The sequence below is a fragment of the Martinezella rhizogenes genome (assembly GCF_007002745.1).
In the GTDB taxonomy this organism is placed as follows: Bacteria; Pseudomonadota; Alphaproteobacteria; order Rhizobiales; family Rhizobiaceae; genus Agrobacterium; species Agrobacterium cucumeris.
The window spans coordinates 119,681-135,192 of the sequence record NZ_SGNY01000010.1 but is presented as its reverse complement, the minus strand read 5'-3'; the positions used below and the strand labels follow the sequence as shown (position 1 = coordinate 135,192).

At 60.2% G+C, this 15,512-nt stretch carries 13 protein-coding genes; 2 read left to right on the top strand and 11 right to left on the bottom strand.

Annotated features, from left to right (window positions below; all coding sequences use genetic code 11):
* Positions 1 to 137 precede the first annotated feature (137 nt).
* A complete protein-coding gene (locus EXN68_RS23410) occupies positions 138 to 1,466 on the top strand; it encodes a solute carrier family 23 protein (RefSeq protein ID WP_142843159.1) in 1,329 nt (442 codons plus the stop codon).
* On the opposite strand, the gene EXN68_RS23405 is transcribed toward EXN68_RS23410, so the two are convergent.
* Positions 1,463 to 2,311 carry a LysR family transcriptional regulator gene (locus tag EXN68_RS23405; protein WP_142843158.1) on the bottom strand — a complete coding sequence of 283 codons (849 nt, stop codon included), beginning with the start codon at positions 2,309 to 2,311 and terminating at the stop codon, positions 1,463 to 1,465. The two genes, EXN68_RS23410 and EXN68_RS23405, sit on opposite strands and share 4 nt — an antisense overlap.
* Positions 2,312 to 2,416: 105 nt before the next feature.
* Between EXN68_RS23405 and EXN68_RS23400 the strand changes: the two genes are divergently transcribed.
* Entirely contained in the window at positions 2,417 to 3,751 is a 1,335-nt protein-coding gene (locus tag EXN68_RS23400; RefSeq protein WP_161991466.1) for an aspartate aminotransferase family protein, read from the top strand.
* 135 nt (positions 3,752 to 3,886) lie between these two features.
* On the opposite strand, the gene EXN68_RS23395 is transcribed toward EXN68_RS23400, so the two are convergent.
* The 10 genes from EXN68_RS23395 to EXN68_RS23350 all read right to left on the bottom strand — a co-directional run bounded on the left by EXN68_RS23395 (position 3,887) and on the right by EXN68_RS23350 (position 15,510).
* On the bottom strand, positions 3,887 to 4,846 hold the full coding sequence (locus tag EXN68_RS23395) for a FecR family protein (protein ID WP_237681466.1): 960 nt from the start codon (positions 4,844 to 4,846) through the stop codon (positions 3,887 to 3,889).
* Between the two features lie 59 nt (positions 4,847 to 4,905).
* Positions 4,906 to 5,448, bottom strand: a complete 543-nt coding sequence (locus EXN68_RS23390) for an RNA polymerase sigma factor (protein WP_142843154.1) — start codon at positions 5,446 to 5,448, stop codon at positions 4,906 to 4,908.
* 365 nt (positions 5,449 to 5,813) lie between these two features.
* Complete coding sequence (locus EXN68_RS23385; protein ID WP_142843153.1) at positions 5,814 to 6,608, bottom strand: ABC transporter ATP-binding protein; 795 nt, start codon at positions 6,606 to 6,608, stop codon at positions 5,814 to 5,816.
* On the bottom strand, positions 6,601 to 7,575 hold the full coding sequence (locus EXN68_RS23380) for a FecCD family ABC transporter permease (RefSeq protein ID WP_142843152.1): 975 nt from the start codon (positions 7,573 to 7,575) through the stop codon (positions 6,601 to 6,603). The genes EXN68_RS23385 and EXN68_RS23380 overlap by 8 nt, the downstream gene beginning before the upstream one ends.
* A complete protein-coding gene (locus tag EXN68_RS23375; RefSeq protein ID WP_404944531.1) occupies positions 7,572 to 8,585 on the bottom strand; it encodes a FecCD family ABC transporter permease in 1,014 nt (337 codons plus the stop codon). The genes EXN68_RS23380 and EXN68_RS23375 overlap by 4 nt, the downstream gene beginning before the upstream one ends.
* 35 nt (positions 8,586 to 8,620) lie before the next feature.
* On the bottom strand, positions 8,621 to 9,541 hold the full coding sequence (locus tag EXN68_RS23370) for an iron-siderophore ABC transporter substrate-binding protein (protein ID WP_142843148.1): 921 nt from the start codon (positions 9,539 to 9,541) through the stop codon (positions 8,621 to 8,623).
* A 54-nt stretch (positions 9,542 to 9,595) separates the two neighbouring features.
* Complete coding sequence (locus EXN68_RS23365; protein ID WP_237681464.1) at positions 9,596 to 11,968, bottom strand: TonB-dependent receptor; 2,373 nt, start codon at positions 11,966 to 11,968, stop codon at positions 9,596 to 9,598.
* Between the two features lie 195 nt (positions 11,969 to 12,163).
* Positions 12,164 to 13,048 (bottom strand): ferric iron reductase, encoded by an 885-nt coding sequence (locus EXN68_RS23360; protein ID WP_237681463.1) that lies wholly within the window; start codon positions 13,046 to 13,048, stop codon positions 12,164 to 12,166.
* Between the two features lie 39 nt (positions 13,049 to 13,087).
* Complete coding sequence (locus EXN68_RS23355) at positions 13,088 to 13,831, bottom strand: thioesterase II family protein (RefSeq protein ID WP_142843143.1); 744 nt, start codon at positions 13,829 to 13,831, stop codon at positions 13,088 to 13,090.
* Between the two features lie 14 nt (positions 13,832 to 13,845).
* Positions 13,846 to 15,510 (bottom strand): condensation domain-containing protein, encoded by a 1,665-nt coding sequence (locus EXN68_RS23350; protein ID WP_142843141.1) that lies wholly within the window; start codon positions 15,508 to 15,510, stop codon positions 13,846 to 13,848.
* Between the last annotated feature and the right edge of the window lie 2 nt (positions 15,511 to 15,512).

Genomic DNA, 15,512 nt, shown 5'->3' with positions numbered 1-15,512 from the left:
AGACAGGATGCGCCGCCACCGATTCGGCCCGGAACGACGGTCGCATATCACATAAAGACAAATCTTTTATGCGGCTGCGATCTGCAACGGGGACGTTCGCCAAATCGCGTCGGCCGCTTTCTGGGGGACAGACGACGATGAGCGATACAGGTGGCTATTTTCCGCGCTGGCGACTGAAAACCGAAGGGCGCATCATGCCGGATGAGCGGTTGCCCGCCGGGCAGACCGCAGTTCTCGGTTTGCAGCATGTTGTCGCCATGTTCGGCTCCACGGTGCTTGCGCCACTGATCATGGGGTTCGATCCGAACGTCTCCATCCTGTTTTCGGGCATCTCGACGCTGATCTTCTTCATCGCCGTCGGTGGCCGCGTGCCGAGCTATCTCGGTTCGTCTTTCGCTTTCATCGGTCCCGTGCTGGTGGCAACCGGTGCCGCCGCCGGTGCGGCGAGCCCGAATATCGCGCTTGCGCTTGGCGGCATCATTGCCGCGGGCGTGCTTTATGCCCTGATCGGCGTCATCGTCATGATTGCCGGCCACAACTGGATTGAACGGCTGATGCCGCCGGTCCTGACCGGTGCAATCGTTGCGGCGATCGGTCTGGTGCTTGCGCCGATTGCCATTGCCAGCGCGTCCGGCAGCGGCCCCGGTAATCCCGATGGCGACCAGCTGTCGCGCTGGATTGCGATTTTGACCGTCACATCCGTCGGTGCAATCGCGGTCTATGCGCCCGGCATGGCGCGACGCCTGCCCATCCTTCTCGGTGGCGCCATTGCCTATATCGCCTATCTGGTGCTGGCCAACGGCTTCGGTCTCGGCAAGCCCGTGGATTTTTCAGGCGTTGCGGCCGCATCCTGGTTTGGACTGCCGACATTTACCACGCCGGTATTTTCCGCCTCGGCAATCGCACTGATCGCGCCTGTCGTCGTCATTCTGGTGGCGGAAAATCTCGGGCATATCAAGGCGATCGGCGCGATGACCGGCCGCAACCTCGATCCTTATCTCGGCCGCGCCTTCATCGGTGATGGCATCGCCACCATCTTTTCCGGTGCCTTTGGCGGAACCGGGATGACGACCTATGCCGAAAACATGGGCGTCATGGCGATTACCCGCATTTTCTCGACGCTGGTTTTCATCGTTGCGGCGCTGGTTGCCATCATTCTCGGCTTCTCGCCAAAATTCGGCGCGCTGATCCAGACGATACCGGGACCCGTCATCGGCGGCCTGTCCGTCGTGGTGTTCGGCCTGATCGCGGCGACCGCCGGGCGCATCTGGGTCGAGAACAAGGTCGATTTTTCCGAGCCGCGCAATCTCATCACCGTGGGTATCGCGCTGGTGCTGGGTGCCGGCAACTTCAAGCTCAATGTCGGCGGTTTCACGCTGGATGGCATCGGCACGGCGACAATCGGCGCCATCGTCTTTTATCATCTCCTCAGCCTCGGCGCTTCGGCCCAGGGAAAATCACGCTAAAGACTGAGGCCCGGAAGAACCGCTCGAATGTGATCACCAAGCGCCCTGGCCGCCGATGATGTCTGGGGATCGGAAAATGCGATGGCTATTCCGATCGTCGGCAGCGGCGGCAGGCCATCGCTGACGATATGAAGGTCGGGCGGAACGGCTGTTCTCGTCAGCACGCTGATGGCGTGGCCGGAGCGGGCGATGGCGATGAGGCCGGCAAGGCTGGTGCTGGCAAAGGCGACCCGGTAGCGGCGATTGGCACTTTCCATGGCATCGCAGGCCGCGCGATGATCGAGCGTCGCCGGTGCCGAGAGCGCCAGCGGCAGCACGTCCTTGGCCAGCAGATCCGGTTCCGGCCTGTCCGCCACCCAGACGAAACTCTCCCGGCGCAGAACCTCGGGATGATCAGGGTCGGCCTGTGAGACCAGCGCCATGTCGATCTGCCGGCGGCGCAGCAGCGGATGCAGCTCTATGGTTGGCGCGCAGACCATCCGCAGGTCGACTTTCGGGTAGGTTGCGCAGAAGCCCCGCAGCAGTTCCGGCAGGAAGGCGATGGAATAGTCCTCCGGGCATCCAAGGCTGACGGTCCCCTGAAGGATAGCCTCGCTCATATCCGCGAGGATTTCATCGTGCCGGGCAAGCAGCGCATTGGCATGCGCAAGCAGTTTTTCTCCCGCCGCAGTCACCCGCACCCCAGAACCCGTTCGTTGCAGCAGGCTGTGGCCCACCTGCTCCTCAAGCCGCTGCATCTGCGTGCTGAGGGCTGATTGTGTGCGCCCGACCTGCATGGCGGCAACGCTGATGGAGCCGGCGCGGGCGACGATGACGAAGTTCTTGAGAAGCGTAAGGTCGAGCATTGGAGATATCAAAATTATCGATATCTGCTTCAGATACTATCAATTGGACTGCCTGCGCAAGGGCCTGTTACCGTTCTTCAGGATCACCTCTTTGGGGAACGTGTCATGGACAACATTTCGAAAAGCGCCATTTCGCTGAACGATGAACCGGCCTTCTGGGCTGCCGCCAACAAACACCTGACCCGTTATGGGCCGGCCTTCGAAGAGATCATCGTCGAACGCGCCGCGGGAAGTTTCGTTTATGATGCGGATGACCGCGCCATTCTCGATTTCACCTCCGGCCAGATGAGCGCCCTGATCGGCCACACCCACCCGGATATTGTCGCCACCGTCAACCGGCAGATGGCCTCGGTTGCGCATCTCTTCTCCGGCATGCTGTCACGCCCCGTCGTCGAACTTGCGGCACGGCTGGCGGCGCTGGCGCCCGGTCTCGACCGCGTGCAATTGCTGACGACAGGGGCGGAATCCAATGAAGCGGCGATCCGCATGGCAAAGCTCGTCACCGGCGGCCATGAGGTCGTGGCGTTTGCCCAGAGCTGGCATGGCATGACCGGCGCTGCGGCATCTGCCACCTATAGTGCCGGTCGCAGGGGATATGGCCCGGCGACAGCCGGTTCGCTGGTCATTCCGGCCCCGAATGCCTATCGCCCACGCTTCCGCAACCCGGATGGATCGAATGACTGGCAGGCCGAGCTTGACGATGCCTTCGAGCTGATCGATCGCCAGTCGACCGGCAATCTCGCCGCCTTCATTGCCGAGCCCATCCTCTCAAGCGGCGGCATTCTCGAACTGCCGCTCGGTTATCTCGCCGCCCTGAAGAAGAAATGCGAGGAGCGTGGCATGCTGCTCATCCTCGACGAAGCCCAGACCGGCGTTGGCCGGACGGGGCACATGTTCGCCTTCCAGCGCGATGGCGTGACGCCTGACATCATGACGCTCTCCAAGACGCTCGGCGCCGGCCTGCCGCTCGCAGCCGTGATGACAAGCGCCGAAGTGGAGCAAAAGGCCTTCGAGAGGGGCTTCCTGTTCTATACGACGCATGTATCCGATCCGCTGCCGGCGGCTGTCGGTGTGACGGTCCTCGATGTGGTGGCGCGTGACGGTCTGGTGGAACAGGCGATTGCCCGCGGAAAGCGCCTGAAGGACGGGCTTTTATCCTTGCAGCAGCGGTTCGAATGCGTCGGCGACGTGCGCGGTCGCGGGCTGCTGCTGGGACTGGAAGTCGTGGCCAACAGGCATACGAAGGCTCCGGGTTTCGAACTCGGTGCGCGCATCATGCAGGAGGCGATGCTGCGCGGCATGAGCATGAATATCGTCAAGCTGCCCGGCATGGGCGGCGTTTTCCGCATCGCTCCGGCGCTGACCGTGTCGGATGCCGAAATCGACCTTGGGCTGGATATTCTGGCGGATTCCATCAAATCCGCGCAGGCCGTGCGATAGGCAGTGATGCGCGCCTGACCGCCAGATTTCAGGCCAGTGGGCGGGGCGTGATCCACTCCTTTCAGGCGTGAACGGCATCCGCGATCCCCACGGAAAAATCGGGGCTGCGGACAGTCCGCAGCCCGGCCAATCGGCTCAGGACGTTACGACGATGATGGGGCCAATCTTGTATATCTGAACCTTGAGGGCGGTGCGCAGGAAGTTCAGCGCCCCCTCCGTATCGGTAACGAAGAGCGTGCCGCTGACGACCCGTCGAGCGGTCGCTTCATCTCCTATGACGATACGCCCGCGGAAATGCCGCTGTATTTCCTCGATAACATAGGAAAGCGGCACGTTGTCCACGGTGAGCTGGCCGCGACGCCAGGCGAGGGCAGTCGCGGCATCGGTTTTCCGGATCGTGCTTTCGCCTGTCTCGTTCAGGTGAAGCATTTCTTCACCTTCCGCGATTTTCACCGGGGTACTGCCCTCAGTCTTGAACTCTACCCTTACGGAATGTTCCGTTACGGCAACACGCGTGTCCGTCGCGCTTTGGCGAACATCGAAAGCCGTGCCGAGGGCTGTTACCAGCGTGTCCTCGGTGCTGACGGAGAAGGGACGTTTTTCATCCGGAGCCACCTGGAAGAAGGCCTGCCCGCGCAGGAGCCGAACCGTCCTTCGGCCGCTGGTGAAATCGAGTGCGATTGCCGAAGATGCGTTCAACTGGACCCGCGAACCATCTTCCAGCGTGACTTCCGGCATTTCGCCGGCACCGGACATGACATCCGCGCTCAGACGCATGGGGCCATCCAGCGCAATGAAGAGTGCGCCAGCCGAAATGATTGCCACGATTGAAGAGATGATCGCGTTGCGTCCGCGTGGTGAGGTCTCAACCGGCATGTCACGAAGCCCGGCATCGGAGCGGATCGCAGTTCTCGCTTCGCCGAGAATGCGCTTCGCAGCCGTGTAGGCCCGACAGTTCTCCGGATCCTGCTCCATCCAGCGACGGAACTCAGATCGCTCCGTTTCGGGCTGTTCGGGGTCGCGGTTGCGAAAGACCCAGTCGGCCGCATCTCTGTTTCGCTTGCGCTGGTCGCGCGTCAGACGTCTACGTTGCACGGAACGCTCCAATTATGCTCTCCAATGTGTAGACGAATGAACTGCGTGGATTGGGATGTTTACTCCATTTCGAAAAGGCGGTCGAGGCAATGGCTGAGCGCGCGCCTGAGGTGCCGGTCGACCATATTGCGTGAAATTTTCAGCTTTGCGGCGATCTGGTCCGGTGAAAAATGATGCAGCCTGTGCAGCACGAATGCCGTCCGCCGTTTTTCGGGCAGGTCGGCAATGGCCTGTTTCAGGATCGCCAGCCGCGCCTCGACCGCCAGTCCCTGATCGGGAGCGCTGTCCATCGCGACGACTGCCCTTGCATCTTCATCGGAGCCGGAGAAAAGCCGGGACTCGAACTGCTCGCGTCTGATCCTGTCAATCCGCATATTGGATGCGGCGCGGCACAGAAATGCTTTTATCGACCGTTTGCCGGAGAGCGCGTCCGGCTGCAATGCCAGTTTTACGTAGAGATCGTGGACGATTTCCCGCGCGGCCCCGTCTGACCGGCTGCGTCCGCCCACTGCCTTGATGATATCGCCGTAATGCTCGACGATCGCCCTGTTCAGCAGGTCGATTCCGTCACTTTCATTGAGGCTGGCCGTCGACGTCCGCATCGCTTTCCTGATCCTCCGCAAGCTGCAATCTGCGACAACTGAAGGGGCGAACAAGGAGCGCAAACCGCAGCTCTCCAAGGCCTTCGTCCGACCCAAGTCATCATCCGGCAGCAGAGTTTTGACCCATCATCGCCGTGGAGGAATTTCTACTGGCGGGAAAAAAGCGATGCAAGTGCAATGATTTACGGTTTGTGTCGAGAAAAAATCCTTCACCGCACAAAAGAGGATATTTTTTATCATGTTTATGTCTGGATTCATTACATCTTTTGGCCTTGCGGAGGAAGGAGTGGGGATGCGCGAGGCAGTATTGTAATTTACGAAAAAGCTAACCAATGTTGCGAGGCCGCCACAGGTCGCAGCTCGCCTCAGCTGCGGGACGGGACGGGGACACACATCGGCGTTCCCGAAAGCGGATCCGGCATGATGACGGCGTTGACGCCGAAGACATCGAGAACATTCCTGTCGGTAATGACGGCGCTTGGCGTTCCGGCGTCAAATATCCTGCCATCCCTGATGAGAACAATCTCATCGGCGTAACGGGCAGCCTGATTGAGATCATGGAGCACGGCGACGATGGTGCGACCCCGATCACGAACAAGCTGCCGGATCAGATCCAGTATCTCGATCTGGTGGGCGAGATCGAGGAACGTCGTCGGTTCATCGAGAAGAAGAATGTCCGTTTCCTGGGCGAGCGCCATGGCGATCCATGCGCGTTGTCGCTGGCCGCCTGACAGGGATTCCACCTGTCGGCCGGAGAGCGACGTCATGTTGGTCAGATCAAGGGCATGGGCGCAGGCATCCTCATCACGGCCGGACCATCGCTCGAAAAGCCTGCGATGCGGATAACGCCCCTGACGGACCAGCTCGGCGACCGTCAGCCCTTCCGGGGCCTGCGGCCCCTGCGTGAGGACGCCGATCTGTTTTGCCCGTTCTCGCGATGGCATTTTGCGTGTCGGCCTGCCATCGAGAAATATCTCTCCCTTCATCGGGGCGAGAAGCCCGGCAAGCGCGCGCAATATCGTGGATTTGCCGCAGCCGTTTTGGCCGACGAGAACGGTGAAGCGCCCGGATGGGATTTCCAGGTTCAGGTCGTCGACGATGACGGAGCCGTTATATCCAAGGGAAAGCGCTCGTGTCGCGAGGCGATGGTGTTCAGACATGCCTGCGACCCTTCAGAAGATAGGCAAAAAATGGAGCACCCAGCAGGGCCGTGACGATACCGGCCGGCAGCTGCGCCGGTGCGATGATGGTGCGGCCGACAATATCGGCAATTAACAGCAGAAGACCGCCTGTCAGCCCGGCAACGGGAATGAGGGTTCGATGGGAATGGCCGGCGATCCGCCTTGCAATATGCGGGGCGATCAGTCCGACAAAACCTACCAGCCCGACCATGGCGACGGTCGCTCCCGATATCAACGTGCAGAGCAATATCAGGAATGCCCGCATGAGATTGACCCTCTGTCCCAAGCCTGTCGCCACATCGTCGCCGAAACGGATGAGATCCAGTTGCCGGCAGGAGAACCAGCTCAGGGCGAGCGGAGCGGCGAGCCAGATCAGGAGACTTTGGACCTTGCTCCAGTCGGCGCCGTAAACGCTGCCCGAAAGCCAGATCATCGCGCGCTGAACATCAACGACATTGCCGAATGCGGTCAGAAAGCTGGTTCCCGCGCCGGCAAGCGCGCTTAAGCCGATGCCGACAAGGATGATCCGCAGAGAGGAGGTTCCGCGTTTCCAGGACAGGGCGTAAACCGCCGCCGCCATGGTGACGGCCCCCGCAAAGCCTGCCCACGGCAGAACGGCTGGTGAAACATCGGCAAAAACGATGATCACGACGCTTGCGAAAAGCGCTGCGCCGGCATTGATGCCGAGAACGCCGGGTTCCGCCAGGGGATTGCGCATGACGGTTTGCGAAATCGTCCCCGCAACGGCAAGGCCTGCCCCCGCAAGCAGGGCCAGGATCGCCCTCGATAACCGGAATTCGATGACGATCATCTGCAGGTCGGGTGAGGCCCCGCCGATGACCGCATTGGCAACGTCACGCCAGGCAATCGATTGGTCACCCCACATCATTGCAGCAACCACGGCCAGCAGGTTGAGAATGATCAGAACAGTTATCGCGCGTGTCACGGCTTATCCGCCCCCGTGCGATAACGCGCCAGCCAGAGGAAAAACGGCGCTCCAATCAGCGCCATCGTGACGCCAACAGGAAAACTCTGGTTGGCGAGGATGATCCGTCCGGCGAGATCGGCGACGACCACCATGGTCGCTCCGATGACGGCGCTGAAGGGAACGACCCAGCGGTAATCGACGCTGATTGCCAGGCGCACGATGTGCGGCACAACGAGACCGACGAAGCCGACCGGTCCGGCAAGTGCGACGGCGCTGCCGGACAGGAGAATGACGACGACGACCGACAGGCTGCGCCATAGGGCCGGGTTCTGGCCAAGCGCGGTGGCGACATCGGTTCCAAGGCTCAAGGTCGTCAGATGTCGGGCAAGGACAAGTGATCCGAACAGGCCGACAAGCGAATAAGGCATGACGGTGAAGACCTGATCCATCGTCCGGCCGCTCAAGGAACCGACGGTCCACAGGCGCACCGCATCGAGTGTCGTCTGGTCGAAGATCAGAATTGCCGTGGTAAGCGAGGTGAGGAATGTTGCGACCACCGCCCCGGCCAGCACCATCGCCAGCGGGGTCGCGCCGACGCGGCCGACGGAACCGATGAAGAAAACGCACAGTGCTGCGAGTGCCGCACCGGCAAAAGCATACCAGACCTGCCCATTCCCACCCGAAGCGCCAAGGATCGTCAGGCTGGCGACGACCGCGAAAGCTGCACCGGCATTGATGCCAAGAAGACCCGGCGACGCCAGAGGGTTTCTTGTTACCGCCTGCATGATTGCGCCTGATACCGCAAGGCCGGCTCCGGCGATCATCGCCGCTGCAACGCGGGGCAGGCGCAGCAATGTTACGACGAGATGATCGCGCGAGCCGTCAAAGCGGAAGATTGCAGACAGCACCGTCGACGGCGACATGGGGTTTGGCCCGGCCGTTATGGCTACGACCGCAGAAACCAGCAGGCATGCGATTGCAAGAACGAGCAGTGCCGCACAGGAAAACTCTGCACGGCGGGAATGGATCGGTGTGTCTGCTCCTGACGGTCTGCGAAACGGTATCACGGTTTGCCCGGCAGATATTGCTCGATGTCATCGAGGACCCTGTTTGCGGAGCCGATGCCGTTGAAGCCCATCCATGTTTCGCGCGTGACCCGGTGGGCGTTTCCAGAGGCGACCGCCGGCAACATTTGCCAGAACGGGTTGCTGGTCGTGCGGGCGGCAAGCGCATCGTCCTGGTTCGCGTCATATCCGGCGGCAACGACGTAAAGGAGGATGTCGCCGTCGAGAAGGGCGAGGTCTTCCCATTCCGGCCGCTTGAAGACGGTATTATCCTGCGTCGTTTCGTAGGCGCTTCGCTTGACGCCGGCATCACGCAGAACCGCATAGGGCGCATAGGCGGCCGGGCCGTCGAGATAGAGATGAAAGCCGCTCGGCGTTACCCGCAGAACCGACATCGTGCGGGAGCCTGTCTTGGTTCTGATGGCGGCGACCCGTTGTTCGTAGCCCGCCAGCATTCGGGTCGCATCGGCGCTTTTTCCGGTAATCATCGCCAGGGTGCTGAAATGTTCCTTCCAGTCCTTTGCGTCGATGAGGGCGGTCGGCGCGATCTTGGCGAAGTTCTGGTAGGATTGGCCATGCAGCGTTGCGTCGCCGATGATGAGATCGGGTTTCAGGGCGACGATGCGTTCCAGGCTCGGCTGACGCGCGTCGCCTATATCGGAGACAGAGGCTGCCTCGGCCTTTTTCTTCAGATCGCGGTCCTGAACGGTCAAAAGCGGCGCGCCGACCAGCGGCAGGCCCAGCTCTAGCGCCATTCCCAGATTGTAGAACGGATCAAGCGCGACGATCCTGCGCGGTGCATCCGGCACGCAGAGGGGGGCGTCATAAACCCCTGATGTGACCGACTTGCCCGGACATTGCGCCGAGGCACCGGAGGCAAAAAGCCCGATCAGCAAGATGACAAACGATCGCAGGATCATTCTTTACTCCAGAAATGGAAACCTGCGCGGCGTGGAAGCCGCGCAGGAAATGGATCAGAATTTGACCTTCAGGTTCAGACCGACGCTGCGGCGCTCGCCGAGCGTGGCGGCGACATCATTGTCGTTGTAGACAAAATATTCCTCGTCCAGAAGGTTTTGTGCGAAGGCGTTGAGTTCCCACCGCTCGGTCTTGTAGCCGGCCTGCAGGTTCACGATCCAGCGGCTGTCGAGATAGTCGTGCGGCAGGGTGCCCAGCCGCGCCAGATAGCTCGACGTATATTTCGCGTCCGCGCCGACATAGACGCCATTATCGAAGGTGTAGCGGGCGCCAAGGCCGAGTGACCACTCAGGCGCTTCCGGGAAGGGCAGGCCGGACAGATTGCCGTAGGCAAGGTCGTTGAAGTCCTTGAACTCGGTATGGACATAACCGAGCGAGGCGAAGGTCTCGAGATTGTCGGTTACCTTGAACGATGGCTCGAACTCGAAGCCCCATGCTTCCGACGATGCGGCATTGATGATGCGGCGGGTCGTTGCGTCCGTGGGATCAAGCTGCATCTGGACCTGCTGGTCCGAATATTTGGTGTAGAAGATGTTGGAGTTTAGGGTCAGCCGGTCGTCCAGGAATGTTCCCTTGTAGAAGAGTTCATAGGTGGAGGCCGTTTCGGGTTCGTAGGTGTAGGAAGTGCGCCGGAAGGAATCGTAGCTGGCGCCGCCTGTCCGGAACCCCTGGGAATAGGTAACCCCGACAGTCTGGGTGTCCGTCAGTTCCTTCGACAGACCGATTTTCGGCACGAAGTTGGTCTCGTGGAAGGATGCTGCATAGTCCGTCAGAACCGTGCGGGTGCCGCCAAGCGGCTGCGTCCGCAGAAGATACTGGGTTATGTCCTGATCCGTATAGTCCAGGCGTCCGCCAAGGGTGATTTTCCAGGTCGGAACGAATTCATATGTCGCCTCGCCGAACAGGGCGGCATTGAACGATTTCTGCGTGTTGCGCTGGAACTGGTTGCGGTTGACGGTGGCGCTTAGCGGAATGGTACGGTCGTAGAAATTCTTCTCGTCTTCATAGGAGAAATAGACGCCGCCGACCCAGTCCCATTTGTCGCCTTCATAGTTGAGGCGCAGCTCCTGCGAGGCGATAAATTCCTTGTAGTATCCATGATAGGTGTTGATTTCGCCCGCGGTCCCATAGTTGGGCGAGAAGCGGTCGGTGTCGGAATAGCTGAAGGTTGAGAGGGAGGTCAGCTTCAACTCGTCTGAAAAATCATGCGTGATTTCCAGTCCGACATTATGCACTTCGGTCGGGCGATATTCTATGTAGGCAGGGATTTGATAATCGCCGCGTTTCTCATCAAAACGGAAGCGCGATGCGCCTGCCGGGCCGCCAATGTCGCGGACATAGGGGTCGTCATGGGAGAATGAGTAACTGAAGAGGGCGCGCGTTTCCGGCATTTCCGCCGGTTCGAACAGCACCTTGCCGCGGATCTGGTAGTAGAGATCGTGCGTGAAATCGTTATATCGATCGTAACCCACAAAGGTCGGATAGTTGATGTCGTTTTCGCTTCTCTGGATTTCGCCGGAGATGCGAACGGCAAGCTGGTCGTCCATCAGCGGCGTATTGACCATGAATGCGGTGCCGTAGAGATTGCCGGTGCCGATCGTGGCCGAAACCTCGGCTTCCTTCTCGAAGGTCGGATCCTTGGTCTTGATGTAGACTGCACCGGCCATGGCGGCGCGTCCCGAAAGGGTCGACTGAGGGCCGCGATAGATCTCGACCTGCTCGACGTCGAACAATCCGCGCGCGCCACGCCGTGCGCCGCGCACCGTCTGCTGAACGCCATCGACGTAAAGCGACGCCAGCGGCGCTCCGCCGGGAACCAGGCCTTCCGAATTGACGCCACGAATGATGAAGCCGCCATCCACCCAGTCGGCATCCATCACGTTCGCCATGCGCCGGAAGCTGTCGCGAAAACTGTGTATCTGCCCATCGGCAATTTCCTGCGCGGTGACGATACCGATGCTCGAAGACGTGCTGGCCAGCGTCGTGGCATTGCGGGCGCCGTAAATCGTGATCGCCTGCAGCACCGTCGTGCCGTCGCTGCCGACAGCATCGGTATTATTTGCGGCAACGCTGAGGACGATCTGATTTTGACCGGCGAAACGCGACTGGACGCCGGTGCCGGCAAGCACTGCGTCAAGCGCCTGGGACGGCGTCAGATTGCCGGAGGCACCGCGGGACCTTTTGCCATTGGCAATCGATCCGTCAAACATGATCTGCAGGCCGGTTTGTGTGGCAAGCTGATTGAGGGCGGAGGTGAGCGGCCCGGCGGCAATCGAAATCTGTCGCGGCGAAGCGCTTGCCTGGCCGGTGCCCTGCGCTGCGGCCGGCACATGCATGGCCAGAGCAGAAACCGAAGTTGCGAGCAGCATTGCCACCCATCCAGCCAGACCGGTTCGAGCCGTTCTGCCGTTAATTCCCTTGCATTCCATTGAAGCCCCCGCTCCCGCGCGCTCGATAAGCTATTCAGACAAAAGGCGGCAATATCCGCCCACTCATGCTGAAGACGAACAGGGAAGGGGCTATGGGACTCTCAAGTCGAAATAAATTTATGAAAAATAATAATTCTACTTCAGGCAGAAATGGGCGCGCATTTCCTGCAGCAGACAGGCGTCCCGTTCATCGCTCGACTTCAATACGCAGGTCGGGCACTTTTCCGCACCCACAACGGTATAGTACCGGCAGCATCCACCCCGCGCGCGAAACGTGTAGGTGAATGGTTCCTTCAATGCGCTGTCATGCAGGGTAAGGTCAAAATACCCCAGCTGACGGTTGTTCAGCGGCGATCCCTGTACCTTGACGATCGCCATTGCCGTCGACAGCGCATCGGCGAGACAGCCGAACCGTCTTCCGACGTCAAGAAATCTGCCGGCGATGGCGTCTCCCACCAGCCGCCACTGCGCATTCTTCGAAAAGCCGGTTCTTTTTGCCAATGCTTCCACCAGTGGATGGAAATGTTGCTCGACGCCCATCCTGAAATGCTCGCAGAGGCCTGCGTGGTCCGTGACCGTCGAATGCGGCCCGTCATCCCGATCCGCAAAAATCTGCGGTGACAACAGCCTCACGCGGGCCCGCCGCACCGTCATCGGCTCTCCGTCGTGCTCGCCATGATGGGTATAGAACTGCAGCGAAAAGGCATCAGGCGACATATCAGGCACGATGCCGCGGCCAACCAGCAACGGAACTGTGGCCATGAAGAAGATGTAGCAATAGTCGCTCATCAGAAATGCGGCGCGGCTCTTGAGGTCGACGCCGGGATCGAACGACCCTTCATAATCCAGGAATTCCTGCAATGCCGAAGGGCTGGAAAACAGCTCGGCAGCGGTTGTCCAGCCGGGAAGCATCGCGCCGGTACTGCACGGCACTTCGGGCCACATGGACTGCTGGAGAACGGTCGCTTCCGTCAGAATATCGCTGGCTTCGGGGACGCCGGCAGTTTCATGATGTCTCATTGTCCGCCGCATCCGTCAGATTCGCATCTCAAATCAGGCTCATGCCTCTCTTGCTGAAACAGCCCCTGCCTGCATCGCATCGTTTTGCCACAGCTGGCTCAGTTTGCCGATGAAGTGCGCAAACGCTTGCGGAGCAAGCATATGCGACCCTTCGATCCGATGCATGGTGACATCCTGACCGATACAGCTTTCCCACGCACGCGCCGCATTCCAGCTGACCAGATGGTCGGCATCGGCCACGAATACATGTACCGGAAGCGTAACAGGGACATGCGGGGGCGTAAATTCATAAGTCTCGCAAATACGAAAATCGTTGCGCAGAACGGGTTCGAACAGAGCCATCGCCTCGGTGTCGCGTAATATCTCGTCCGGCGTACCGCCGATTTCGACCAGCGACTGGTGAAAATCCTCGCGCGTCATGACGTGAATGGGCTCACGCCCTTCGAGAACACGGTCGGGCGCGTTCGAGCCCAGAATGTAGAGTGCTTCCGGGAGCGGCAGGCCCCGGATGGAGAGGTGCCGGAGCAGCTCATAGGCCACCACAGCGCCCATGGAGTAACCGAACAGGGCATAGGGGGCCTGAAGCAGCCCGGAGATTTCGTGTCCCACATGTTCCGCAAGGCTCTGGATATCGCGCGGCAGCGGCTTGGTGAAATGTGCTTCGCGACCCGGCAGGGCGACTGGGGTGACGTCAAAGACGCTCTCAGAATGAACCCATGACCGGAACAGGCTCGGGCCGGCGCCGGCTGGCGGAAGGCAGATCAACCTGGGACGAACTGTCATTGTGTGTCCTTGTATCATATTTCAATCGCATTGTGTTCGCCCACGGGCGCGGCGGTTGCTTTCAGCGCGTCGATGAATGCCGCAAATGCCACAAGGGCCGGACGGTCGAACAGGACTTTTACGGGAAAATTGATCGCAAATTCTCGCCGCACCCGGTTGACGACCCGGGCAGCCAGAAGCGAGTGGCCACCGAGGTCGAAGAAATTATCGCTATTGCGCTCGGCCTCGACTTTGAGAACCTCTGCCCAGATCCGGGCGATCCTTTCTTCCGTTTCCGTCCAGGCGGTAGCGGAAGGGGGTTGATCGTCGCGTGTTTCCGCCGAAGGCAGTGCAGGCCTGTCGACATGCACCGGCCTTGCATCCGTATCGGATACGTGCGGAACCGTTGGAGTGCCGCTGGCCATCTCGCCGATTGTCGCCTCCAGCTCATTCAGGAAAGCCTCTACCTCCTGCACGGCAATACTGCGCCTGTCGTATCGGGCGGAAATCGCGATCTTCGTGGCGTCGGCAGCGGCAAACAGGGTGAGGGGATAGTGGGTCCATTCATCGACGTCGACGCCGGTCACGGCGAATGTCGCTTCCGCCGATATTTCTCGGGGCACGGGATAGTTTTCAAAGACCAGCAGGCAGTCGAAAAGATCGCCCCGCCCGGCCTGTATCTCGCGCAACGGCAGATAGTCATGCTCCGCACAGGCGGACTGGCGTTTCTGCAATGTCTGCAGCCATGGGGCAAGGTTGCCCTTTTCAACGTCGATGCACACCGGCAACGTGTTGATGAACAGGCCGACCATGTGTTCCACACCCTGTAGTTCTGGTGGACGCCCGGCCGTTGTCGCACCGAAGACGACATGTCTGTTGCCGGTTTTTCGGGCCATGACGATGGCAAGTGCGGCCTGCAGCAGGGTATTGGGGGTAATCCCCATGTCCCTGCACAGTTTTGCCGCCTGCGTGGAGACTGCGGGATCGCAGGTGAGGTTATGACTGGAGAAATCCGCCTCGCCACCGGTGGCGTCGCGGGTAATCCTGCACGGACCGTCGATGCTGGCAGTGTAGTCCGTCCAGAACGCACGCGTCGCCTCACGCTTCCTGCTTTTCAGCCAGGCAATATAATCGACATAGGGCCGTGGTGCGGGCAGCGGCGGACGTGATGAGCCGCACCGTCTCTGATAGGTCCTGAAGGCGTCTTCGATGATGCGGCCCGCCGACCATCCGTCGAGAATAATATGATGATACTGAAGTACCAGACGCGAATTTTCCCCGCCATAGTCGATCCATTGCAGGCGGACCAGCGGAGCGGTCTTCAGATCGAAAGCCTGCCGCCGGTTGGTGGACAGAAGCGCGCCGAGGCGGCTTTGCTGCTCCTCTACATCAAGACTGGACCAGTCCAGCTGCGACCAGGCAAGGCTGGCATCGCCGTGGACCACCTGAAAGGGTTCGTCTCTTTCTTCCCAGTGAAATGTAGTGCGCAAAACGGCATGGCGCGACACCATCTCGCTCCAGCAATCATGCATGATTTGCGGATCGACCGCGCCTTTCAGTTGCAGGACGATCTGCGGCACGTAGACGCCTTCGTCAGGCGTGGCGATGGAGTGGAACAGCAATCCTTCCTGCATCGGTGACAGCGGATAGATGTTTTCGATAGCCGGGCGGCGGCGGCTTTCAAGTGGGCGATTGTCCATTG

Coding starts and splice junctions, on each gene's coding strand:
- EXN68_RS23410 (WP_142843159.1), top strand. CDS start 138: ATGAGCGATACAGGTGGCTATTTTCCGCGCTGGCGACTGAAAACCGAA.
- EXN68_RS23405 (WP_142843158.1), bottom strand. CDS start 2,311: ATGCTCGACCTTACGCTTCTCAAGAACTTCGTCATCGTCGCCCGCGCC.
- EXN68_RS23400 (WP_161991466.1), top strand. CDS start 2,417: ATGGACAACATTTCGAAAAGCGCCATTTCGCTGAACGATGAACCGGCC.
- EXN68_RS23390 (WP_142843154.1), bottom strand. CDS start 5,448: ATGCGGACGTCGACGGCCAGCCTCAATGAAAGTGACGGAATCGACCTG.
- EXN68_RS23385 (WP_142843153.1), bottom strand. CDS start 6,608: ATGTCTGAACACCATCGCCTCGCGACACGAGCGCTTTCCCTTGGATAT.
- EXN68_RS23370 (WP_142843148.1), bottom strand. CDS start 9,541: ATGATCCTGCGATCGTTTGTCATCTTGCTGATCGGGCTTTTTGCCTCC.
- EXN68_RS23365 (WP_237681464.1), bottom strand. CDS start 11,968: ATGCTGCTCGCAACTTCGGTTTCTGCTCTGGCCATGCATGTGCCGGCC.
- EXN68_RS23360 (WP_237681463.1), bottom strand. CDS start 13,048: ATGAGACATCATGAAACTGCCGGCGTCCCCGAAGCCAGCGATATTCTG.
- EXN68_RS23355 (WP_142843143.1), bottom strand. CDS start 13,831: ATGACAGTTCGTCCCAGGTTGATCTGCCTTCCGCCAGCCGGCGCCGGC.
- EXN68_RS23350 (WP_142843141.1), bottom strand. CDS start 15,510: ATGGACAATCGCCCACTTGAAAGCCGCCGCCGCCCGGCTATCGAAAAC.